Below are 24619 nucleotides of genomic sequence, written 5' to 3' on the forward strand. Positions count from 1 at the left end.
GTAAAAGAGCGAGAGGAGAAAAACCACTAAAAAGGGGAACCAATATTTCTTTGATATCTGCTTTATCGAGTACAAAACTGGTGGCATCAAGGAATATTTATGGTGCAGTAAATGGAATAACATTTGAAGCATTCATCCTGAGAGAATTAGTCCCAAAACTTTGGAAAGGTGCTTGTGTAGTTATGGATAATGCTAAAATTCATTGCGGAGAAATGGTGAAAGAATTTATCGAAGAGGCAGGAGCAAAGTTAATTTATTTGTCTCCTTACTCTCCCGAGTTTTCCCCGATAGAAAATTTTTGGTCAAAAGTGAAATCTCTGTTAAAAAAATTTAAAGCCAGAAATTATTTAGACTTAATTGATGCAATTACAGATGCTATGCTACAAGTTACTAAAAAAGATATTCATAACTGGTTTGCTCATTGTTGTTACTGTACCTCATGACTATAGTAAACGCTATAAATCCCCTGATCGTCGACCACCTCAGTGGCAATCCAAATCACTGGCTTAACTTTGATTGATTGCAACTCTTACAACTGTTGACCTGACTCTTCTAAAATATCGATCGCGTGAGTGAGAATATTCAGAAAAGCTTGATTGATCCGAGCTGCATAATGCTCAATCTATGGCAAATTTCAGACTTCTTTCATCAGCTTGATGTCTAGCCGTCCCTCGCAAATGGTCACGTTTTTTAAATTTGCACCCAGAAAGTCAAATCTTCGCAGCGTTTTATTGCTAAAATTGAAAAAATAGTAAATAAGTGCATTCATCATTATCAATGTGACGATTTTGCATAATATTTATTAGCACCATAAGCAATAAGGGTTAAAACACTCAATGTCTGCTCAAGGGTTTTATCGTCGTTCACTCCCCGATTCAGCTATTGCCTTTTCCTCCATAGAGGGAAAGCAAATATTTCGAGAAGCGTTGGCATTGGGAGGTATGGAAGGGTATTTTGCTCTAGCGGAACAGTTTCATACTCAAGCAGAACCCGCTTTTTGTGGATTGGGTAGTTTAGTTGTTGTTCTTAATGCCTTATCCATCGATCCTGGTCGCATTTGGAAAGGGGTGTGGAGATGGTATGGAGAAGAATTTTTAGACTGTTGCTTACCTCTTTCAGTCATTAAAGAAAACGGTATCACTTTTGATGAGTTTGTCTGTATCGCACGTTGCAACGGTGCTGTTGTAAAACCTAACCGCTACCACCAAAGCAGCTTGGAAAAATTTCGGCAAGCAGTTGAGGATGTGACTGCGGCGTCAGGTGATATTCATCTAGTTGTTTCCTACAGCCGAAAGGTATTGGGACAAACGGGTGATGGTCACTTCTCACCAATTGGTGGCTATCATCCACAGCGGGATCTAGTTCTTCTGCTGGATGTTGCCCGTTTCAAATATCCACCTCACTGGGTTTCTCTGCCTTTGTTATGGCAAGCATTTGAACCTGTCGATCCCGTCACTAATCAATGTCGAGGTTATATTTTATTGCAGAAGAGTGAAAGGTTGCCAGAAACCTTCTTTCATGTTGCTTGTGATTTACATCAGTGGCGTAGTGTTGCTCCTTACTTTACAGAAATACTCCCAGACATTCTAAGAAAAGAGCAACCTGATTCAATTGCTTCATTTGTCAGTACCATCCTGCACCATTGGCCTGTTGAGTTCACAACTATGGTGCATACCTCCTCAGAGACGGCAGAGATACTTGAGAAATTACGGGCAGCTATTCAGTTAAATTCACTGTTTGATATTGTTCACCAATGCTTGTCAAGCGATGACTCGGATGCAATGTCTGTTGTACGCAAGTGGCCGCACCAGCCATTCGTAGCAGAGATAATAACAGCAATATTACTCTCGTGTCCAGAAACGCTCTATGCAACCCTCAAACCCGAGTTAAGACTGTGGTTTAGTGAGGTTCGCCACTTTGAGAAACTACTCCCTCCCTGGGATATAGAGATATCTAGATTGAGAGAACAAATGTCAGCACTCCAGGAGTTTTACACTTTATATTCCAAGGGAGATCAGTGCAATATCCCTCAGAGTTAGCACCTACCGCCTTTTGAACTCCCCAAACCTCGCCTAACGACAAAAGTTAAAATTAAAAGCAAGATTTAATAATCTGATGCTGGTGGCGGTTGTGGATGAAGATTCGTCACAGCGAAATATTAGGCTTGTAACTGATGCGAGTGACGAGTGGACAACGGAAAAAGTGGAAGTAGTGGGAAAAAAATGTAGGGCGAACATCTGGTTGGCTACAGGTTTTTGCCTAAATTCTATTTGATTGACTGTTGACTGAGGTAATCAGCACACATCTGTTTATCCTCTTCTGTCACTTTCGGGTTTGTTCTGAGATAATCGTCGATCCAATTGCAACCTAATGCCATTAGTTTATCGAAATCCCAAACCCACAGTTTGATGGTGTTGTCACTGCTTGCAGAAGCCAAAGTTTTGCCATCGGGACTAAAGGCGACGCTCCAGACCAAACCTTGATGCCCGGTGAGGGTAGCGAGGGGTTTTTGGCTTTGCAGGTGCCACAGTTTGATGGTGTTGTCACTGCTTGCAGAAGCCAATGTCTTGCCATCTGGACTAAAGGCGACGCTATAGACCGAATTGCTATGCCCGGTGAGGGTGGCGACGGGTTTTTGGCTTTCCAGATTCCACAGTTTGATGGTGTTGTCACTGCTTGCAGAAGCCAATGTCTTGCCATCTGGACTAAAGGCGACGCTCAAGACCTCATTGCTATGCCCGGTGAGGGTAGCGATGGGTTTTTGGCTTTCCAGATTCCACAGTTTGATCGTCTTATCGCTGCTTGCAGAAGCCATATTCAAGCCATCTGGACTAAAGGCGATGCTATAGACCGGATTGCTATGCCCGGTGAGGGTAGCGATGGGTTTTTGGCTTTCCAGATTCCACAGTTTGATCGTCTTGTCGTCACTTGTAGAAGCCAATGTCTTGCCATCTGGACTAAAGGCTACGCTATAGACCGGATTGCTATGCCCGGTGAGGGTAGCGATGGGTTTTTGGCTTTCCAGATTCCACAATTTGATCGTCTTGTCAAAGCTTGCAGAAGCCAATGTCTTGCCATCTGGACTCAAAGCGACGCTATAGACCGAATTGCTATGCCCGGTGAGGGTAGCGAGGGGTGTTTGGGTTTGCAGGTGCCACAGTTTGATGGTTTTGTCACTGCTTGCAGAAGCCAATGTCTTGCCATCTCGACTAAAGGCGACGCTATAGACCGGATTGCTATGCCCGGTGAGGGTAGCCGTGGGTTTTTGGCTTTCCAGGTGCCACAGTTTGATGGTGTTGTCACGGCTTGCAGAAGCCAATGTCTTGCCATCTCGACTAAAGGCGACGCTATTTACCTCATTGATATGCCCGGTGAGGGTAGCGATGGGTTTTTGACTTTGCAGGTTCCACAGTTTGATGGTGTTGTCACTGCTTGCAGAAGCCAATGTCTTGCCATCTGGACTAAAGGCGACGCTCAAGACCTCATTGCTATGCCCGGTGAGGATAGCGATGGATTTTTGGCTTTGCAGGTGCCACAGTTTGATGGTGTTGTCACGGCTTGCAGAAGCCAATGTCTTGCCATCTAGACTAAAGGCGACGCTCCACACCGGATTGCTATGCCCGGTATGGGTAGCGATGGGTTTTTGGCTTTCTAGGTGCCACAGTTTAATCGTCTTATCGCTGCTTGCAGAAGCCAATGTCTTGCCATCTGGACTAAAGGCGACGCTATTAACAGAATTGCTATGCCCGGCGAGGGTAGCGAGGGGTTTTTGGTTTTCCAGGTGCCACACTTTGATGGTGTTGTCACTGCTTGCAGAAGCCAATGTCTTGCCATCTGGACTAAAGGCGATACTCCAGACCGAATTGCTATGCCCGGTGAGGGTAGCGATGGGTTTTTGGCTTTCTAGGTGCCACAGTTTGATGGTGTTGTCACTGCTTGCAGAAGCCAATGTCTTGCCATCTGGACTCAAGGCGACGCTATTAACAGAATTGCTATGCCCTTCCAAATGATTGCGCTCTTTTACTGCGGACACTGCTTGTTGCAGCACAGCTATCACTCGTCCTCTAATATGTTTTGTCGTCTCGGATGAAGAATCTAGCTGTTTGAATGCTTGCCCTGCCTTTAATGCTTCCAACAGTGCTTGGAATGTCTGTCCTGAACGAAATGATTCATTAGAAAAAGCAGTTTCCTGGATTACATTTGCTAAATTCTGGGCTTGAGTGACTTTATACGTGGCTAATTGCTCTGCTTTAATTAGCGTCTGATTGGCTTGAGTCAAAATTTTATTCGCTTGTTTTTGTGCTTCTAACTCTCGTTCAACTTCCCGTTGTTGGACTTCCCGACTGGCATTTAAAAACTGATAATCCAAATCGCTCAAACTTTTATCTGCTGCCCAACTTTGAGCATCGTGCAAGGCTTGACCCCGCAACAGTCGCGATTCATCTTGGCAATCAGACTCTATCCAAGCTTTAAAACTTTCGCTGTAAGGGCGGAGTTCCGCTAATTGTTTTTCCACCCAATCCAGGTTAAAAACCGATTGATAAATTGGGTTATAAACTTTAAGTTTGCCAGACTGCTTAACCACCAACCCTGTTAATCGCAGTTCCATTTGTTCGGGAGTATCATCAGTCGCTATTTCATTGTGCTGCAAAATTTGCTGATAGAGTCCCAATAACCGACTGGCACGCTGTTCGCTGCGTAAAATGCGTCCTCTAATCGTTTTTAAATGTTCTGGTTCATCCTGTGCTTCCCAATTATCAATCACCTTTTCTTGGACTAAACTTTCTACCCACTCAGCGGGATTTGGAATGGGTGTATAATTTGCACTACCGAGCATTAGTTTACAAAGCTTTTGTGTTAAAAATGGCTGTCCGCCCGTCCAATATAATACTGCTTCTAACACAGATTGAGAATTTTCGGCTTGAGTTTCTAACCCCACTGCCAAAGGTTGGGCTTCTGCTAATTGAAACCCCGTTAACTCTATTCCTCGACCAATATTAAACGGAGTGCGTCGCTTGTCTTGAATTAAATCTGAGGGAGTAGCTACCCCTAACATCGTAAATGTTAATCGACGATAGTCGGGTTTATCAGCTCGATTATTATAGCAATCACGAATCACAGCAAAAAAATCTTCTATTTTAAAATTTAAGCTGAGTAAACTATCCGATTCATCGACAAAAATTACTATATTTTCTGAAATTATTTTGAGTAATACTTCTTCAAAAAATTTACTGAATCGTTTAACATTCGATAGTAAGCTGTTCTGCTCCCACCATTCATCTAAATCAAAAACGTCATACAAATCTAATCGGCTGACGATGCTATCAATCACGCCTGCATACCACTCTTCTGGCGTAATGTCTGAGGTGCCAATTTCTGTGATATCAATGCTACTACAGGCAATTCCCTCTGCTTGTAACCGCTGCATTGTCCGCACTCGCAGGGATGATTTTCCCATTTGTCGGGAATTAAGAACATAGCAAAATTCTCCAGCTTTTAAAGCTTGATAAAGTTCTTCATCCGCCTTTCTAGTGACATAAGTTGGGGCGTTTGCAGGCAGGCTACCCCCAACTTGATATTGATAATCCTTCATAAGTCATTATTAATTTATAGGTGGAAAATCCGAGAATCAAGGAATCAATTTGTACAGCCGTACAGGTTCAGTAATTCCCTTTAACTGTTGCATACCTAAGTCAATCACATTTAAAGGAGAGTGGGTTTTAACGACTTGATAAACTGTTTCAGAAATACAGATTCCTCCTGGCTCTGCTTTCCCTTCTAAACGAGCCGCTAAATTTACACCAGCCCCCCTGATATCATTATTAAGAAAGAAGATTTCCCCCAAGTGAATACCAATCCGGTGTTGCAGGACATGACTCGCAGGTAAGGTTGTAGCAGCTTCGGCGAGACTTCGCTGTATTTCTAGCGCACAGGCTACTGCTTTTACGGCACTTTCTGGAAAGAAAATTAATAAACCATCGCCCATTTCTTTAAGGACTTTGCCTTGATGTTTAGCGCAGATGTCTCGGATGATGTTGAAATCTCGATTCACTAATTCTAGTGTCAGCTTTTGGTTGGCCACTGATAAAGCGGTGGAATTAACTACATCGGAAAAAATAATAGCTGCTAAATTACTCTCTACGCTCAAGCTTAATGGGTTATTAGATTGTTGCACAGCAGTCATATTTGGTTGGGGAAAGGCTAGGCGATGGCTAAAATATTGACGATACAAACCACACAATGGCATGACAGCATTTCCCTGAAATTTGATCAACCCCATGCTTCGCAATTTAAAAGCCTCTCCGGTATTAATTTCTACAGGTTGTTCGCTGTTAATGACTTGTCTAATTGTTGCTGCTAGTTCTGCATCTTGTTCCAAGTTAACTAAATGCCGTCGTAAATGATCGTAGTAAGGGCCTTCTTCAGTAGGAGCGACTTTTAGCAAGCTATCTAAGCTAATTCTCCCTCTGGCAATTTGGTAGAGAGCAACTCGAACTAAATAAGGATGACCGCCCACCATTTCCATCAGGTCACAAATCTCTTGATTTGACCAATTTAATTGGTGTCGATTCACTAAATCTGTTACCTGTTTGTGATTGAGTTCAGGTAATTCTATGGGCAATCCCACGTTAAATGGCGACTGATTAATATTGAGAGGAATATAAACTTCTTGAGAGTGAGAAATGACCAACCTCAGCTTTTTCCAAATTTCCTCATTTTTTCCCCGTTCGTGCCAAGCTCGTAATAATCCAAAGAAGTCAGTGGCTATTTCGGAATGCTCAAAAATGCGATCGACTTCATCTAACCCTAAAACAACAGGCCGATCGCTGTTAGATAGTAGATAGCGTTGGAAATACTTCGTGCTTTTATTTTTACTGCCGAGAACGCCTTTCCAATATTCTCCTAACCTATCTTCTAAATTTAATTCATTGGTAATCTCACCACAAAACCACTGCAACAGCTCATCAAGATTGGTGAGAAAACTGCCATCAGCCCATTGAAAGTTTAAATAAGCCGTTTGATAACCCTGTTCCTTGGCGTTGTATAAAATTCGCTGCAATAAGGAAGTTTTTCCCATTTGTCGGGGGGCTTTGATTCGGATTAAAGCTCCGGCCTTAACAATAGTTTGGTAGCAGTCAGATTCAATGGGATGCCGATCGATATATAGGGGTGAATCTAAACTAACAGAACCTTCTGGGTTGTCTAAGTTGGAACTCGAAACGGGAGATACGGCGCTAGATCGCGGATTTTCCACCACAGGCGACGACTCCTCAACGATATCGCTAACAGAAGCATCGCCCGATCGCCCTGCTGCATCCAACTCAGAAAAATCCGACTTTTTCTTTAATACCGGAGTCAGCTCTTCTGGAATACCAGCCATGCTGATGCTAACGCAACCCAATTTATAGGCAAATTCGATCGACTCCCCCGCCGCCAACGTATCGTAAAAACCTACAGCAAATTCTCGTGCGGCGCTATCTCCCACCGCTTGCTTCATGCCGATCACATAGGGAATGTGACGTGCGATCGCAGCCGCTTGCACTTCTGAATAGCAAGCGTTGAGTATTACGCACTCCACGTACTCATTAAACGCCTCAAATAAAGCTGCCAAAGCTTTGGTATTGACCAGCTTAATTTGTCCCGCCTCATCTTCCAAGGCTAAACCGCCTTCTCCTGCACCATGCCCAGAGAAATGCACAATCTCTGGTTTATAATCTAATATGGCTCGCTGCATTTCTCTGGGTGTCACCGCCCACTGTTGCTCTAGTTCAAACTTGTCGCCCTTTTTAGAGCGTTGCAACCCCTCTGCAATTTCCTTCGCCTCTTTCTGTAAGTCCACAGGGGTGGTATTTTTGGGGTTGGCTGCCAAAAACAGGATAGTTTTTTTATGTATAGGAGAAATACTCATTAATGGAACCTTTAGGAGAGGAGATACAGGAGCTTAACGACACTACCTCAGTCAGGGCGAGATATTTCTTGCCTTTAGGGTATTTAACCACAAACATCTTTATTTTTGTTGAGCAGTAAACTGGCAGAAACGATCGCCCTCACTCAAGCATAACCAATCAAAAAGGCGATCGCTACTTTCAACCAATCATTTGAGCTAGGTATTTACTTGATGGATTTTTTTTTAACACCTTCAATAAAACCTCTAAAACTTGGTGTTTTAGCTACAAATTAAACATTAGTTGAAGCTACAATAAAAACTCTTGAGGCACTTTTTCCTGTTAAATATCCTCCCATTTCTTCGGCTAGTCTACCAAGCCTTGCTCCCAGTACATCTTCAAATTAAATTGCTATAATAAGTTGTTACCTCTTGCTTCTTCCTTCTGCTCTTCCTCTACGTCTAGAGGGGTGGGGAAAATAATTTAGTGATTTTGGATACAATTCCCGGCTCAACAGTCGATCGAAGCCTCAATTTTGTGTGGGGATCTAAAATTCACCTAAAGTTCGACGCCCTTTCGCAAAACCCTCCCTAAGATAGAAGTTAGGGGACGATCGGTCCAATAGCCGATTCAGGAGCAAGTGTCAAGCACTCCATCGAACCCAAACTCAGAGCCGCAAGACAGGGAGGTTATCAATATCATGGTACAAGCGCCGACAGGGGAAGCCCGATTGGGCCCGATCGATCAGGTGCAAGCCTTAGACCGCGATTGCACGACTCTATCCCGTCACGTACTCCAGCAACTCCACAGCTTTTCAGCAGATGCTCAGGATCTCAGCGCTCTGATGAATCGCATCGGACTAGCTGCCAAGCTGATCGCGCGGCGGCTCAGCAGAGCCGGGTTAATGGCAGATGCCTTGGGGTTTACAGGGGCTGTGAACGTGCAGGGAGAATCCGTCAAAAAGATGGATGTCTATGCCAACGAAGTGTTTATCTCGGTATTCCAGCAAAGCGGATTGGTATGCCGCTTAGCTTCCGAGGAAATGGAGAAACCCTACTACATTCCCGAAAATTGTCCGATCGGGCGTTACAGTCTGCTCTACGACCCCATAGACGGTTCTTCCAATCTTGACACCAATCTCAATGTAGGCTCTATATTCAGCATCCGCAAGCAAGAGGGGGACGATGCAGACGGTTCGGCTTCCGACTTGCTGCAACACGGACACAAACAAATTGCCGCTGGTTATGTACTCTACGGCCCGAGTACCATGCTGGTTTATTCGATCGGTCAGGGTGTTCATTCCTTTACCCTCGACCCCAGTTTGGGCGAGTTTATTCTAGCTAACGAAAACATTAAGGTTCCCGATCGCGGCCCGATTTACAGCGTTAATGAAGGCAACTTCTGGCAGTGGGAGGAATCTTTGAGAGACTACATTCGCTACGTACACCGCAGCGAAGGCTACACCGCCCGGTACGGTGGGGCTTTAGTGGGAGATTTCCACCGGATTTTGTTCCAGGGAGGCGTGTTTTTGTACCCCGGAACGGTGAAAAAACCGGAAGGCAAATTGCGTTTGCTCTACGAATCGGCTCCCTTGGCGTTTTTGATGGAGCAAGCCGGCGGGCGGGCCAGTACGGGAGTTCAAGACATCTTAGACGTTGTGCCAACCCAACTGCACGAGCGATCGCCCTTGATTATCGGCAGTAAAGAGAATGTAGCGATGGTCGAGTCTTTTATTCAAGATCGATCGCGCAATCCTAGAACAGCCCAAGAGTGAAGGCAGAGGGAAGTTCGGCAACGAGCAATGTACGGGATGTAACGGAGGTAACGGATGTCAGGAAGAGGGAAGAAGGAAGAGGGTTTTAACTTATAACTTTCGACTCCCAATTACCAATTTCCCATTGCCAATTTTCAATTTTCAATTTTCAATTCCCAATTTCCAAGTCCCAATTAACAGCTATCAAATTGTAGGAGTTACAGTAATGACAGCAACGTCAACGAATCACCTGTTAGAAATCAAAGAAATTGGCCAAAGTATCTGGATGGACAATTTGACTCGCGATCTGATCGAGTCCGGTGAACTCAAACAGATGATTGAAAGTAGGGGATTGCGCGGGATTACATCCAATCCGGCTATTTTTGAGAAAGCGATCGCGGGTAATGTGATTTACGACGCAGATATCGAAGCCGGCATCCGGGCTGGTAAATCTGTGATGGAGATTTACGAATCTCTGGTATTTGAAGATATCCGCAACGCTTGCGACATCTTCGCCCCAGTTTACGCAGAGTCGAAGGGTTTGGACGGTTACATCAGTATCGAAGTGCCACCGACGATCGCCAACGACACAGAAAGCACGATTAGCGAAGCCCTGCGCTATTACCAAGCCCTCGGCAAAGAAAACGTGATGATTAAGATTCCGGGAACCGCTGAAGGTTTGCCCGCAGTCGAGCGAGTCATCAGCGAAGGCATTAACGTTAACGTGACTTTGCTGTTCTCAGTTGACAGCTACGTCGAAACCTTCTGGGCTTACATTCGCGGTTTGGAAGCGCGGGCGGCTAAAGGTTTGGATGTGAGCAATATTGCTTCTGTTGCCAGTTTCTTCTTGAGCCGGATCGACATCAATGTCGATGGCAAGATTGACGAGAAACTCAAAAATGTCACAGATATTTCCACAAAAGCCAGACTGGAAGCGGTGAAGGGGAAAGTGGCGATCGCCAATGCGAAGATAGCTTACCAGAAGTATAAAGAGATCGTAGCGAGCGATCGCTGGCAAGCTTTAGCAGCCAAAGGAGCGAAAGTGCAGCGCTTGCTGTGGGCTTCCACCAGCACCAAAAACCCCAACTACAGCGATGTCATGTACGTCGATGAACTAATCGGCCCCGACACGGTTAACACTTTGCCGCCGAACACCGTGGAAGCTTGTTTCGACCACTGTGATGTCGCACCCCGGATTGAGAACAACGTTGCAGAAGCGTACACCCTGATCGAAAGTCTCAAAGATCCCGACATCGACATCAACTTGGACAAAGTGATGGCAGACTTGCTCCTCGACGGGATTGAGAAATTCGTCAATCCGTTCCAATCCCTGATGGATTCCTTGCAAGAGAAAGTCCAGAAGTTGTCACCCGTCGCTTAGGCAGATATCTGTATCCTGAAAGGCAGAAGCATTTAGGAATTGGAATAGATAATTATTTGAGTTCTTAAAGGCTGAGTTTTAAATCCTCTCTGGGAATTTTGAGATTAATGGGTGTCAGAGTTCCTAGAGAGCAAAATCATCTGCCTCCTCTAGCAGTATTAAGAATCGATTAACTATCTCACCCAGCAACTAGCAGAAATGACCGCAAACTATCATGGTGTCTTGGCAGGGTTAACACCACTAGAACAAGGAAAATAAATAATGGTAACGCTACTTGAAAATCCACTGCGGGTCGGTTTGCGAAAAGAACGGGTGCCGGAACCACAAATTCTGGTAATTTTCGGAGCTTCTGGGGATCTCACCCAGCGCAAACTGGTACCTGCAATTTATCAGATGAAGCGCGATCGGCGCTTGCCACCGGAAACTACCGTCGTGGGAGTAGCCCGCCGCCCTTGGAGTCACGATTACTTCCGAGAGCAAATGCGCGAGGGCATTGAAGAATTTGGCGGCGGCATTGGCAGTGAAGAATTTTGGCAAGATTTCGCTCAAGGTTTGTACTACTGTCCGGGCGACATTGACAACCCGGAAAGCTATCAAAAACTCAAAGCTTTCTTAGCGGAACTCGACGAAGAAAGGAGAACTCGCGGCAATCACATATTTTATCTCTCAGTTTCCCCGAACTTTTTTCCAGAAGCAATTAGGCAACTGGGCGCGGCTCAAATGTTGGTTGACCCAGCAAAACACCGCTTGGTAATTGAAAAACCCTTCGGCCGCGACTTGAGTTCGGCAAAAGCTCTCAACCGAGTCGTGCAGCAGGTTTGCCAAGAACAGCAAGTTTACCGGATCGACCACTATTTGGGTAAAGAAACTGTTCAGAATTTAATGGTATTCCGATTTGCCAACGCGATTTTTGAACCGCTGTGGAATCGGCAATTTGTCGATCACGTACAAATTACAGTTGCAGAAACAGTAGGCGTAGAAGACCGGGCCGGTTACTACGAATCATCTGGGGCGTTGCGGGATATGCTGCAAAACCACTTGATGCAGATTTTCTGTCTGACGGCGATGGAACCGCCGAATTCCTTGGACGCTGACAGCATCCGCACCGAAAAGATGAAAGTTCTGCAAGCAACTCGCTTGGCAGATTTGAATAACTTGGACTTCTCAGCGATTCGGGGTCAATATTCCGCAGGTTGGATGAAGGGCAAACCCGTCCCGGGGTATCACGAAGAACCGGGGGTTGCTCCCAACTCGACAACGCCGACTTTTGTGGCGATGAAGTTTATGATTGACAACTGGCGCTGGCAGGGAGTGCCTTTTTACCTGCGAACCGGCAAACGGTTGCCGAAAAAAGTTAGCGAAATTGCTATTCAGTTCCGCGAAGTTCCGCTGCTAATCTTTCAGTCCGCGGCCCAACAAACTACTCCTAACGTTTTGACTATGCGCGTGCATCCCAATGAGGGGATTTCGCTGAGGTTTGAGGCGAAAATGCCGGGGCCGGATTTGCGGACGCGGACGGTGGATATGGATTTCAGTTACGGTTCTTCCTTTGGGGTGACATCTTCGGATGCTTACGATCGACTGTTAATTGACTGTATGCTGGGCGACCAAACTTTGTTTACCCGTTCTGATGAAGTGGAAGAAGCTTGGCGGGTGGTAACGCCGGCGCTGATGGAGTGGGAATCGTCCAGCGACCAAGATTTGGTTCCTAAATACGAAGCGGGTACTTGGGAACCGGCGGAAGCAGAACTGCTAATTAACAGAGACGGCCGCAAGTGGCGCAGACTTTAAGAGTCATTAGTCAGCAGTCATTAGTCATTAGTTATTGGTCAGCATTAGTATTAGTGATTAGCTAAGAGCTACTAACTTATAACTACTAACTAATAACTTAATGACTAATAACCAAGGGCTAATGACTAATGACTAATAACTAATGACTAATAACAAAGGAGAAAAAATTTATGACGATGACACCGATGAAAGCTCCACCTCTGGTTTCGCTGCAAAATCCTAAAGATGTGTCGATCGACCAAATAGAGGCCGAATTGAGTCAAATTTGGGAAAGTTACAGAGAATCTGGGTCAAAGAGCGATTTTCCGATCGCTAGTAGGGCAACAACTTTTACTTTTGTAGTCTACGAACCCGAAGAAACTCAGCGGTTATTAGCGGATCTGGGGTTTTACGACGGGCCGGTGGACGGTATTACCGGGCCGATGACGGCATCTAGCATCAGGGCGGCTCAAAAAGCTTACGGGCTGCCGAGAACTGGCAAACCTAACGCTGAATTGCTGGCGACTTTGCGGGAAGAAGTGGCTCGCAAAAATTCCAATGGCGAGGAGATGGGATCGAGTGGTTTGGGTTCCGGGGGCTCGGGGGTGGCTGATGCGATCGTGGCTGCCAATCCCTGCCGGATTATTGCTCTGTGCCCGACGGCGGGGGAAGATACGGGCGTGCAGGCTCAAGTCGCTGCTTATTGTCCTGTCCACAAGCGCACCACCGGCAATCTGATCTGCTGCGAGTACATTACCCTCCGAGGTACGGAAGAGGCGCTGGAACGGGTGAGCGGCATCGTGACGGCGTTGACGATCCCCGATTTGCCGACGCTGCTGTGGTGGAAGGCGAACCCGGATGCCGATCGAGGTTTGTTCCAGCGGCTGGCGGCAATTAGCAGTTCTGTGATTGTTGACTCTAGCAGCTTTGCTGAGTGTGAAGCGGAATTGCTGTTGATGCAAAGTCTGATCGAGGAGGGAATTCCGATCGCGGATCTGAATTGGCGCCGGCTGGCCGCGTGGCAGGAGTTGGCTGCTGAGGCTTTTGACGCCCCGGAACGTCGCGCTGCGATTCGGGAAATCGATCGGGTGACGATCGATTTCGAACAGGACAATTCTACTCAAGCGCTGATGTATTTGGGTTGGCTGGCGAGCCGGCTTCAGTGGCGTCCGGTTGCTTTCAAACAAGAAGAGGGCGATTACTACATCAAGCGAATTAAATTCGCGGGGCCGGACGAACGGGTTGTCGAAGCCGAGTTAGCTGCTATTCCTACTGCTGATACGGGCGATGTCCCGGGCGATTTGATTGCTCTGCGTTTGAGTTCTACGAACGAGAAGGCTGACTGCGGTACGGTTCTGTGTTCGGAAGTGGGTGGCTGTATGCGGATGGAAACGAAGGGTGGCGCTCAAACCGATCGGTTTAACCAGGTGAGTCCTCTGTTCGATCAGGTAACGGAACAGTTGCTGGGCCAACACTTGCAGAGTTGGGGCCGAGATGTGCTTTACGAAGAAAGTTTGGCAGTGACGGCTCAAATGCTGAAGTTGGCTAAGCGGTAAAAAGAGGGAAGAAGGAAGAAGGAAGAAGGAAGAAGGAAGAAGGAAGAAGGATTGAGTTAATATTCAGTGGGGCAGGCAATGTCTGCCCTACTTTTTTAGGAGCTATGAATTTTAAGTTAGGAGTTTTGAATTAATCCTGTTATTTAACTCAAAACTCTAAATTACTTCCCAAAAGCCACTAAATTACCTCTCTTCTTCTCATTCTTCCTTCGCGCCCTAGCGCTTACGCGCTGCTTCGCCTAACGCGTATTCGCGGTTCGTTAAATATGTATTTTTTGTAACTAATCTAGAACTATGGCTTTAGTAATTGCTGGCGAACGCAGCGGGGCGGGAAAGACTACTGTAACGATCGCCCTTTTAGCTTATTTAATCCGCCGCGCCTTGAATGTTCAATCTTTTAAGGTGGGTCCCGATTACATTGACCCCATGTTTCATGCTTTTGTTACTGGTCGCCCCTGTCGGAATTTAGACCCGGTATTAACGTCTGAATATTATGTAAAAAAGTGTTTTTCTCGTCATACTCAAGATGTCGATTATGCCTTAGTTGAAGGGGTGATGGGACTATTTGATGGAGTGAGCCGAAAAAATCAGGAATCAGGAAGCCACGACACGGATACACGGATTAATTATCGAAAAGAAGAAGGCAATTATGATTTTTCCTTTGCTTCTACGGCTCATGTTGCTTATTTGCTGAATTTGCCGGTATTGTTTGTGATTGATTGCAGCAGGCTCTCTGGTTCTGTGGCTGCGATCGCCCACGGTTTTCGTTCTTTTAACCCTGACCTTAAATTCGCGGGTTTGGTTCTCAATCGGGTGGCGAGCGATCGACATTTGGAACTGCTTCAAGATGCTCTCAAACCGCTCAATTTACCGATTTTGGGCGTTTTGCGTAGGGATGAGGCTGTTACTATTCCCGATCGACATTTGGGTTTGATTCCTGCTGAGGAGTTGCCGAATCTTCATGCTGCGATCGATAAATTAGCTGATTTGGCTGCTGTTAGTTTTGACTGGGAGCAACTTTTGCCTTTGTTGGCTGCAACTCGAAATGGGGGGGGTGAGGGGTCTGAGCAACTTTTGGGTAGACACAATCTCCCTTACGAAATTATAACTAAAAAAGATGATGTTGTCAACAGTTTGGGAAAACAATTTGGAGTGAGGATTGCAGTTGCGCGCGATCGGGCTTTTAATTTTTACTATCAGGACAATCTTGATTTGTTGGAAGAGTTGGGTGCGGAGTTAGTATTTTGGAGCCCGCTTGATGATGCGGTTTTTCCTGACAATGTGCAAGGGTTATATTTTGGTGGTGGTTTTCCCGAAGTTTTTGCTCAGGAATTGAGCGGTAATGTTTTAATTCGGGATGCGGTAAGAAATGCGATTTTTTCGGGAATGCCGACTTATGCGGAGTGCGGCGGTTTGATGTATTTGTGCGATTCTATTGTAGACTTCGATGGCAATTCTTGGCCAGGGGTGGGTGTGTTGGAAACTGCTGCTGCGATGGGAAAGCGTTTGACGCTGGGATACCGAGAAGCTGTGGCGGTGAGGGATAGTTCGGTGTTAACTGCTCTTGATGAGGTTTGGGGACATGAGTTTCATCGATCGCATTTAACTGTGGAACCGAGTAATCCAGTTTATCACAGTTGGAGGTATGGGAAGCGGGGGGAAGTTGAGGCGGTTGCTGAAGGTTGGGGAGTTTGTCAGGTACACGCTTCTTATTTGCATTTGCACTGGGGTGCTCGGCCTGATATTCCGGCTCGTTTTTTGCAGCAGTGTGCTGATTTTGATTGTAAGGGTGTTTTGGGCGATCGAGAAAGCGAACTAGATTTTTTTATTTAATTAACCGCAGAGGACACAGAGAAGAGAAGAGAGCAGTGCGCTAAATTTGATTGTAAGGGTAATTTGGGCGATCGAGAAAGCGAACTAGATTTTTTTATTTAAACCGCAGAGGACACAGAGGGCACAGAGAAGAGAAGAGAGAGGATTTACTGTATTAGAATGTTCATGACGGATCAAGCTAGGGATGTTGGGATTTATGAGCGAATCAATTTCGACTAAGCAGTTGTTCGCACAATGGGTGACACCGGAGAATTTTCGGAGTTACGGTCAAGTTATCTTTGCGGCTGTTGATGGTAAGTCTTTCGATGGTGAGGATGCTCAGTTAAATTTGCAAAATGGTATTCCTAGATTTTACATTATGCGGCTGCACCATAAAGGTCGCAAGTTTGGCAAAATTACACGACACATTAAATGTACTCAGTGTTTGGGTTCTTTGGATGGGAAAGATTGGTTGATGGCGGTTGCGCCTCCTGGGGATAGCTATAAACCGAGTTTAGAGGATATGGCTGCTTTTCGGATTCCGGGCAATTGTTTTATTAAGTTAGATGTGGGGACTTGGCACGCTGGGCCGTATTTTGATGCGGATTTTGTTGATTTTTACAATCTGGAGTTGAGCAATACTAATGTGGTTGACCATTTTAGCTTTGATTTGGTGAAAAATTACAATCTGGAGTTTGAGATTGTCTGAGGTGGGCGATTTGTAGTTGCGCTTTATTTTTGGTGATTATTGTTATAGGTTGGTTTTTTGAGTAAGATTTTTTAACCGCAGAGGGCGCAGAGGACGCAGAGGAGGAGAAGGAGGGGCTTCGCAAGTAATTGGGGAATTCTTTTGGTCTTACTAGGCTGAGTAGCAGCTAGGAAGGATTACGTTTACAAGTGTTAAATTTAGGTGCAATTGTCATGCCTGAGCAAAAGTATAGCATTGTTCTGCGGCAATGTCGTTTGTTAGGTGCGATCGACGATCGCCCAACGGTAGATATTGCTATCGAGGATGACCAAATAGTCGCCGTTTCGCCTCGCATCTCAGGACTTGGCGAACGCGAAATCGACATTCAAGGCAATTTAGTTAGTCCTCCTTTTGTGGAGTCGCACATTCATCTCGATTCGGCTTTGACTGCGGGGGAACCGCGATGGAATCAAAGCGGCACTTTGTTCGAGGGAATTCAAATCTGGGGGGAACGCAAGCAAAGTTTAACTCTCGATGATGTCAAAAAACGGGCTGTTGAAACTTTAAGGCTGCAAGCGTCTCAAGGGATTTTGTTTGTCAGGAGTCACGCTGATGTTAGCGAACCGACGCTGACTGCTTTGCAAGGACTTTTGGAAGTTCGAGAACAAGTCAAAGATTGGATGACTCTGCAAGTTGTGGCTTTTCCCCAAGACGGGATTTACGGAAGTCCAGAAAATGACAAACTTTTAGAGAAATCTCTGGATATGGGTGCGGATGCTGTGGGCGGGATTCCGCATTATGAGTTGACGCGGGAAGATGGGGTGAAGTCGGTTGAGCGAATTTTTGAACTTGCTGAAAAATACAATAGATTAATAGATGTTCACTGCGATGAAATCGATGATGAACAGTCGAGATTTTTGGAAGTTGTAGCAGCTTGTGCGATTAGAAGCGGGGCTGGTTCGCGGGTGACGGCTAGCCACACTACGGCTTTCGGTTCTTATAACAATGGTTATGCTTTTAAGCTGATGGGAAGTTTGGCAAAATCGAGAATTAATTTCATTGCCAATCCTTTAATTAATATCACCCTGCAAGGCCGCGCTGATACTTATCCCAAACGCCGGGGGGTGACGCGGGTTAAGGAGTTGTGGCAGCAGGGATTGAATGTGAGTTTTGGCCACGACTGCGTGCAAGATCCTTGGTATAGTTTAGGTACGGGAAATATGTTGGATGTCGCTCATATGGCGGTTCATGTTTGTCAGATGACGGGAATGGCTGAGATTGCAGCTTGTTTTAATATGGTGACTGTCAACGGTGCTAAAACTCTCAATCTGGGAGATGATAATTATGGGATAGATGCGGGGAAACCTGCAAATTTTATTGTGTTGGATGCTGAGAATTGTTATGATGCAATTAGGAGGCGCGCTGCGGTTCGGTATGTGATTTCGCGGGGAAAGTTGCTGGCGGAAACTGAACCTGCTAAGGTTAGTTTTTATTCTCAGGAATGTGCAAGTCTCACATAAAGTAAGGTGGGTCAGAAGCCAAACCCTAAATAATCGCTATAACTACGAAATTATGACGCACCCTACAATTTGATTGCCTTGTCAAAGCGAGCGTAACTCCTGATTCTGTCTATAATTATAAACACCATGCAAGTTCGCTGTATTGCCAATACAGGTAATGCTCTCTCTGAAAGTTACCTCAAGTCTGATTTCTCTTTTACGAAAGAAGTGGAATTTCCGCTAACCCTTGGCAAGGAATATGTTGTCTACGCTCTTTACCAATCGCAGGGTAATGTTTGGTACTATATTTGTGACGATAACTACACCTCTTATCCCATGCACAATCCTGCACCGCTGTTTGAGGTGTTTGATAGTAGGGTTTCTAAGTATTGGCGGTTTGAACTAGCACCGAATGGACGGTTAGAGATTGCTTTTGAGCAGTGGTTTACTGACCCTTGTTTTTAGGATAAGCTAATGGATCAAGAAGAGGCGGAGGTTGAGATTTTTGAGCAGGTTAAGGAATTGATGGATGCTGAAGATTTTGCTTTGCCTCCGCTGGATGTTGCCGTTGAGAGGTTGCGGGAAACTGTCAGTGTTTGAGTTGGGAAAGTGGGATAGTAAATTGATTTTGTTAACCAGCTTGACTCACACACCTCCAAAGAGTATAAAATATCAAGTAGCAGAATTTTGTGAAATAAAATGGACGAAAAAGTTGAAATCCATAGAACCTATGAGACACTAGACGGCGATGATGATGTTTTGTTATTGGGTCAAGCTACTTTTACGGTACGCCGATTTAAAGAGCTAGCCTCCAGTAAGTTTAACAAGGTAATGCTTCAGACTTATGTAGCAGAAACTAACCAACGTGAGAAATCGATAATTCAGTGGATACAATATCTGTCGATTAACGAAGAAACAAAAATTATGGGAGGGGATATAAACTGGAACTCGCCTCAAGAAGGAATTGATTGTCAAATTCTAAAAATTGGTTCCAAGGGTTGGCAAAAAGGAAAGCTTCAAATAGAACTTAATCAAACTTTGCAGTCTTGGCAAACGCAGGTCTGTATAAAGTTTGCTCCTGATGAACCACCCGATCAAAAATCGCCTCTAGATGATATCAGACAATCCGAGGAATACAAAAAACTGAGCAATAATAACTGACAGCCCGATCGCGATTACAATACAATAATCGATCGCACTTATATTTGAATCTTAGATTTTTAACCGCAGATGAGGGCGGATGTACGCGGATGAACGCTGATGTTTTTTTGGGAGGGACTCATGGTAAATGTAGAAGAATATGTCGATCGCACCGCTGAACTGATAAACTTACCCTTAGACCCGGAACATCGGCCGGGTGTTGTGGTAAACTTCGAGAGGATAGCTGCGATCGCCCGACTCGTTACTGAGTTTTCTTTACCCCCAGAAGTAGAAGTCGCGCCGGTGTTTGAACCTTAGATTTTTAACCGCAGATGAGGGCAGATGAACGCTGATGAACGCAGATGTTTTTTAGATAAGGCTGATGCGGTTGCTACGGCAGCGGCGGTTAAATGTGGTAAGGTTACGGCTACAGTGGCGGTAAATGCTGCTTTGGAACGGATTGCTGTTAAGGATAAAGCTTTTAATTGCTTTACTGCAATCACTGCATCAAGCGCACTCGCAGCAGCCGAAAAAATAGATAATTCCATCGCAAATAACGAAAACCCAGGCCCTTTAGCAGGTGTTCCCTTCGCAGTTAAAAACCTGTTCGATGTCGCCGGAATTACTACTCTAGCAGGGTCAAAAATCAACGCTGACAATCCTCCGGCTACCCAGGACGCGGCTGTGGTCGCTAGACTAAAACAAGCCGGGGCTGTCCTCGTAGGTACTCTCAACATGGACGAGTACGCCTACGGTTTCGTCACGGCAAACAGCCACTACGGGCCGACTCGCAATCCCCGCAATACTACCCGCATCGCCGGCGGTTCCAGCGGCGGTTCCGCAGCAGCAGTCGCCGCCGGTTTTGTACCCATCACCCTCGGTTCTGATACTAACGGTTCCATCCGCGTACCGGCTGCTTTGTGCGGTGTCTTTGGGTTTAAGCCTACTTACGGCCGTTTGTCGAGGGCTGGCGCTTATTTATTTTCGAGTAGTTTGGATTGTGTGGGGCCGTTTGGGCGATCGCTCCGAGACATGGCGCTGCTGTACGATATCCTGCAAGGCCCTGATTCTCGCGACCCAGTTTGCACTCAACGCCCGCCTGAACTTTGTTCGCCGCAGTTGAATCAAGGCATCGAAGGATTGCGAATTGCTGTTGCTGACGGCTATTTCGCCACAGGGGCCGAACCGGAAGCAATGGATGCTGTAGAAATAGTTGCTAAAGCCTTGACAAATCTCTTGGATTGTGGTAGAGACAGAGAAAAAACAACAAACCCCCCAAAAATAGGGGGGCTTGCAACTGTCACCATACCGGAATCCGATCGCGCCAGGGCTGCGGCATTTATCATTACCGCTTGCGAGGGGGGAAACTTGCATTTAGACAATTTGCGATCGCGCCCTCAAGACTTCGATCCTGCAACGCGCGATCGCTTTTTAGCGGGAACCCTGATCCCTGCGACTTGGTACTTGCAAGCGCAGAGATTCAGACAGTGGTACCGCGATCGAATTCGCGAAATATTCCAACACACAGAAATCATCCTCGCACCCGCAACCCCGATAGCTGCCCCTGAAATTGGCGTCGAGAAAATGGTAATAGCCGGACAAGAAATCTTAGTGCGTCCCAATCTCGGACTGTTCACCCAACCCCTATCATTTATTGGCTTGCCCGTTCTTTGCGTGCCCGTACAGCGGCCCGGCGCTTTGCCCTTGGGGGTACAAATTATTGGTGCTCCCTACAGCGAAGCGGTGATTCTCCGAGTCGCTGCGGTACTAGAATCGCAAGGCATTATATCTGCCGAATCAATTTAGTGCTAATAATTCTAGGGCTTGTTATTGCGGTGAAAGCGTCTCTTAGTCCTTCTGGCAATAGCTTTGCGCTTCTGCTTTTCCAACGGAGTTTCAAAGTGGCGGTGCTTTCTCATGTCGGGGAAAATACCCGCTTTAGAAACTTGTCGCTTAAACCGTCGCAGGGCTGACTCAATCCCTTCATTTTCGCCTATTACAACTTGGGTCATTATTTCTCCTTAGTGTTTGTCAGATCAAGTTTTATCATATCAAGGTTTTTGGCCGCGCGACCTGTTGAAGGTCGCGCGATCGGCCAAAACCCCAAAATTATAGCAAATCCGCTGCCATCACTGCTCTTGATTCTTTAGTCTGCACAGCCCGACTTTCTATGTCAAGGCGCGAATTAGATTCGCGCGGTTGAATCGGTTTGGGCTATCAACTGATTTTCCTGCCGCAGGTAAGCTTGAATAAACGGGTCTAATTCGCCGTTCATTACATCTGCGATTGCCGTTGTTTCCACCCCAGTACGCAAATCCTTGACCATTTGGTATGGGTGAAAAACATAATTGCGAATTTGGTTCCCCCAAGCCGCCTCCACCATATCGCCGCGAATCTCGGCAATTTCCGAAGCCCGCTGTTCCTTAGCAATGACCAACAGCCTAGCCTTGAGTAATGCCAAAGCTTTTTCCTTATTTTGCAACTGACTGCGTTCTTCAGTGCAACGGACTGCTAAACCACTAGGAAGGTGAACGATGCGGACTGCGGTTTCTACCTTGTTAACATTTTGCCCGCCCTTGCCACCAGCGCGGGAAGTAGTGACTTCCAAATCTTTTTCTGGAATGTCCAACTGTACGGATCGATCGAGAATTGGCATCACTTCGACGCCAGCAAAACTGGTTTGACGCTTGTCGTTAGCGTTAAAAGGCGAAATTCTGACCAAGCGGTGAGTGCCTTTTTCCGATCGCATATAACCGTAAGCGTAGCGGCCGACAATTTCCAAAGAAGCCGATTTAACACCTGCTTCCTCTCCCTCGGAAATTTCCATTAAATGTACTTTGTAACCTTGACTTTCCCCCCAGCGGGTGTACATTCGCAGCAGCATTTCGGCCCAATCTTGAGCATCTGTGCCGCCGGCCCCGGCGTTAATCGTCAAAACAGCGCCGCCTTCGTCGTAGGGCCCAGATAGTAATTGTTGCAGTTCCCACTGGTCGAGTTCGCGGGTTAACTGAGAAAGACTTGATGAGGCTTCTTGGAACAGGGACTCGTCGGCTTCTAACTCCAGCAGTTCTAAAATAGCTTTAGCATCTTCCAAGCTAGTTTGCCAGCCGCGATATTGTTCTAAGTGAGATTTGAGGTCATTCAGTTCTTGGAGAGTTTCTTGAGCTCTATCTTGGTCGTCCCAAAATGCTGGTTGGGCGCAGATTTGCTCTAAGTCTTGAATTTTGGCTGTAAGTGCGGGGATGTCAAAGATAGTCCTGGGTTGTACCCAGTCGATCGGACAATGTTTCGATATTATGTTTGATGTCTAGAACTTCCACTGTTACTTTTCCTAGTTGTGGGGTGTATTGTTGATTTTAGCTGAAATTTCGACATTTCAGCAATTAATCCGTGTATCCGTGTCTAAATCCGTGTCGTGCCTTCCTTCTTATATATACTGCGAACCTGTTGAATTGAAAGTTTTACCGCATTCGTGAGCGCATACGTCCAACCTTTTAGAACAGGAAAAACTTTTTGTGAGGTCTTCGCGAAACCAATCTCTGGCGATCGCATCTTTCACCGATTGAGTTCTGAGAGAATTAAACCCCTTGCCATACTGTTCAATTAAAGCCAGAAATTGCGGTCGGTAAGTGTGGTTGTAAACAGCGTATTTAGTATGGCTTACCCAACAGCAAGGCCAGAGTTCCGCTTCAAAACTAATGAAAATTTCTTGGCTGGCTTGAGTTTGACAGCTAATTTCTACATTGCGGTAGTAATTATTTAGGCTACCAAATTTTTCTACAGCTTGGATAAATTGGTCTCCCTGGGGGTTTTTATATTGTTCCAACGATGGGGGTTGGAGTTCTTCGCTGGCGGGCTTTGATGGGGTAGGCGGAGTTTGAGCTGGTGCTTGAGAGGTTTCGATAGCTATAGCTTGGTACCAAGCATAATTTGCTTTTTCTGGTTGCCCCAACTGCGTCAACACTTTAGCTAAATTGCGATAAGCTCCGGCAAAATTGGGTTTAAGCTCGATCGCCTTTTGGTAATAAGCACTAGCTGGCTGCCACTGTTGCTGTTGAGCATAAAGACTGCCGACATTAGCATAAACTTCTGGAAAATTAGGCTGAATTTGGAGTGCCTTGGCGTAACAGTCTGCTGCTGCTTGCATCTTCCCCAAACCTTGAACAGCATTGCCTAAAGTTTTCCATGCTGCTGCAAAATTAGGCTGAATTTTTAGGGCTTGTTGGCTGGCGGCGATCGCCTCTGATAGCTTTCCTTGTTTCAAACATTCCTCAGCTTGTTGGTGAAACCCAACAGCCGTCTGTGTTTGATTTGGAGGGGCTGACGCATTAGTCGTTGCTGGTTGGTTGGGGCGATCGCTCTTAGCATCTACCTGAGAGTTTTCTGCCTTCTGAGGCTGTTGATTTGCGGACTCTTTGTCATAAATCTCTTTCGCCACAAAACGAGAGGTAGCTTTCGGTACAAACTCGACAAATCCTAATTGTTGGGCTAAATCCCGCGCTGCTTCTACTTGGTGCTGGTTGTGTTCAAATATCAAGTAATGCCATACAGCTTTTCCGCCAGCTTGGATAAAGGCATTAACAGACTGCATTATCCTGTCCCAGTTCGTATTTTGGCGGTAGATGCTGTTAGTATCAGCCAACCCGTCGATACTAAAAATGACGCGATCGTGTTCTCCTGTCATCGCCTTTGCCAGGGCTTGCCACCAGTCTGGATTGCGTCCGCTACCGTTAGTGTACAGGGAGATATGAGGAACTCCCATGCGGTGCAAATACTCGATCGCGGGAATTGTGGTATTGCTAGTCATAGCATCGCCGTAGTTGCCGCACATATACACCAAATCCAACTGAGAGCAAAACTCTTGTGGGAAAATTCTCTCAATATCCTCCATCTTTAATTCCGCCCCCGGCAAAATCGGGTTGCCGGTGCGGGGACACTGCGGGCAAGCCGCATTGCACCGGGAGGTAATTTCTACGCTGACTCTCCTAATATCTTCATATTTTAAGTACATGAGTTTTCCCCGATTAATTTGTGATTAATATTGAAATCGCGATCGACACAATTAGATAGCAAGAGTTTTGATTGAGAGATTAAAAAGTAAAATTATACCTTATGCCTGCCGGCTCTGAACATG

At 46.0% G+C, this 24619-nt stretch carries 19 protein-coding genes; 14 read left to right on the top strand and 5 right to left on the bottom strand.

The annotated features are described in order from the left end of the window. On the top strand, positions 1-443 hold a 443-nt coding region (locus QUA27_RS05625), incomplete at its 5' end, for a transposase (protein WP_333066883.1). A 393-nt stretch (positions 444-836) separates the two neighbouring features. After that, positions 837-2039: a phytochelatin synthase family protein gene (locus QUA27_RS05630; protein ID WP_333066884.1), complete on the top strand. Its 1203-nt coding sequence runs from the start codon at positions 837-839 to the stop codon at positions 2037-2039. Between the two features lie 227 nt (positions 2040-2266). Here QUA27_RS05630 and QUA27_RS05635 read toward each other — a convergent pair whose 3' ends face one another. Then, positions 2267-5593 carry a WD40 domain-containing protein gene (locus QUA27_RS05635; RefSeq protein WP_333066885.1) on the bottom strand — a complete coding sequence of 1109 codons (3327 nt, stop codon included), beginning with the start codon at positions 5591-5593 and terminating at the stop codon, positions 2267-2269. Between the two features lie 36 nt (positions 5594-5629). Further along, positions 5630-7909, bottom strand: coding sequence for an AAA-like domain-containing protein (locus tag QUA27_RS05640; protein WP_333066886.1), 2280 nt, complete (start codon positions 7907-7909; stop codon positions 5630-5632). A gap of 677 nt (positions 7910-8586) precedes the next feature. On the opposite strand from QUA27_RS05640, the gene fbp reads away from it, so the two are divergent. The 12 genes from fbp to QUA27_RS05700 all read left to right on the top strand — a co-directional run bounded on the left by fbp (position 8587) and on the right by QUA27_RS05700 (position 21291). Beyond that, positions 8587-9660, top strand: coding sequence for a class 1 fructose-bisphosphatase (fbp, locus tag QUA27_RS05645; protein ID WP_333066888.1), 1074 nt, complete (start codon positions 8587-8589; stop codon positions 9658-9660). 205 nt (positions 9661-9865) lie between these two features. Beyond that, positions 9866-11020, top strand: a complete 1155-nt coding sequence (tal, locus tag QUA27_RS05650) for a transaldolase (protein ID WP_333066889.1) — start codon at positions 9866-9868, stop codon at positions 11018-11020. Positions 11021-11281: 261 nt separating this feature from the next. Then, positions 11282-12811 carry a glucose-6-phosphate dehydrogenase gene (gene zwf, locus QUA27_RS05655; protein WP_333066890.1) on the top strand — a complete coding sequence of 510 codons (1530 nt, stop codon included), beginning with the start codon at positions 11282-11284 and terminating at the stop codon, positions 12809-12811. A 170-nt stretch (positions 12812-12981) separates the two neighbouring features. Next, positions 12982-14346 (top strand): glucose-6-phosphate dehydrogenase assembly protein OpcA, encoded by a 1365-nt coding sequence (gene opcA / locus QUA27_RS05660; protein WP_333066891.1) that lies wholly within the window; start codon positions 12982-12984, stop codon positions 14344-14346. Between the two features lie 294 nt (positions 14347-14640). Next, positions 14641-16179 carry a cobyrinic acid a,c-diamide synthase CobB gene (locus tag QUA27_RS05665; protein WP_333066892.1) on the top strand — a complete coding sequence of 513 codons (1539 nt, stop codon included), beginning with the start codon at positions 14641-14643 and terminating at the stop codon, positions 16177-16179. 196 nt (positions 16180-16375) lie between these two features. Continuing rightward, on the top strand, positions 16376-16867 hold the full coding sequence (locus tag QUA27_RS05670; RefSeq protein ID WP_333066893.1) for an ureidoglycolate lyase: 492 nt from the start codon (positions 16376-16378) through the stop codon (positions 16865-16867). 212 nt (positions 16868-17079) lie between these two features. Next, entirely contained in the window at positions 17080-18366 is a 1287-nt protein-coding gene (gene codA / locus QUA27_RS05675) for a cytosine deaminase (protein WP_333066895.1), read from the top strand. Between the two features lie 126 nt (positions 18367-18492). Beyond that, on the top strand, positions 18493-18810 hold the full coding sequence (locus tag QUA27_RS05680; protein WP_333066897.1) for a hypothetical protein: 318 nt from the start codon (positions 18493-18495) through the stop codon (positions 18808-18810). Between the two features lie 9 nt (positions 18811-18819). Continuing rightward, positions 18820-18945, top strand: coding sequence for a hypothetical protein (locus QUA27_RS05685; protein WP_333066898.1), 126 nt, complete (start codon positions 18820-18822; stop codon positions 18943-18945). Positions 18946-19044: 99 nt separating this feature from the next. Further along, entirely contained in the window at positions 19045-19506 is a 462-nt protein-coding gene (locus QUA27_RS05690; protein ID WP_333066899.1) for a KGK domain-containing protein, read from the top strand. A 120-nt stretch (positions 19507-19626) separates the two neighbouring features. Beyond that, complete coding sequence (locus tag QUA27_RS05695; protein ID WP_333066900.1) at positions 19627-19803, top strand: DUF4089 domain-containing protein; 177 nt, start codon at positions 19627-19629, stop codon at positions 19801-19803. A 24-nt stretch (positions 19804-19827) separates the two neighbouring features. Then, entirely contained in the window at positions 19828-21291 is a 1464-nt protein-coding gene (locus tag QUA27_RS05700) for an AtzE family amidohydrolase (RefSeq protein ID WP_333066901.1), read from the top strand. Between the two features lie 11 nt (positions 21292-21302). Here QUA27_RS05700 and rpsU read toward each other — a convergent pair whose 3' ends face one another. From rpsU to QUA27_RS05715, 3 genes are all read right to left on the bottom strand, one after another. Then, complete coding sequence (gene rpsU, locus QUA27_RS05705) at positions 21303-21497, bottom strand: 30S ribosomal protein S21 (RefSeq protein ID WP_006632476.1); 195 nt, start codon at positions 21495-21497, stop codon at positions 21303-21305. A 173-nt stretch (positions 21498-21670) separates the two neighbouring features. Continuing rightward, positions 21671-22805, bottom strand: a protein-coding gene (gene prfB / locus QUA27_RS05710; RefSeq protein ID WP_333066902.1) for a peptide chain release factor 2 whose coding sequence is annotated in 2 segments (ribosomal slippage) — positions 21671-22732 and positions 22734-22805 — 1134 coding nt in all. Because the reading frame shifts where the segments join, the coding sequence is not laid out codon by codon here. Positions 22806-22912: 107 nt separating this feature from the next. Continuing rightward, positions 22913-24496: a radical SAM protein gene (locus tag QUA27_RS05715; protein WP_333066903.1), complete on the bottom strand. Its 1584-nt coding sequence runs from the start codon at positions 24494-24496 to the stop codon at positions 22913-22915. Between the last annotated feature and the right edge of the window lie 123 nt (positions 24497-24619).

It is taken from the genome of Microcoleus harperi Pol14_C6, assembly GCF_036701295.1.
Classification (GTDB): domain Bacteria; phylum Cyanobacteriota; class Cyanobacteriia; order Cyanobacteriales; family Microcoleaceae; genus Microcoleus.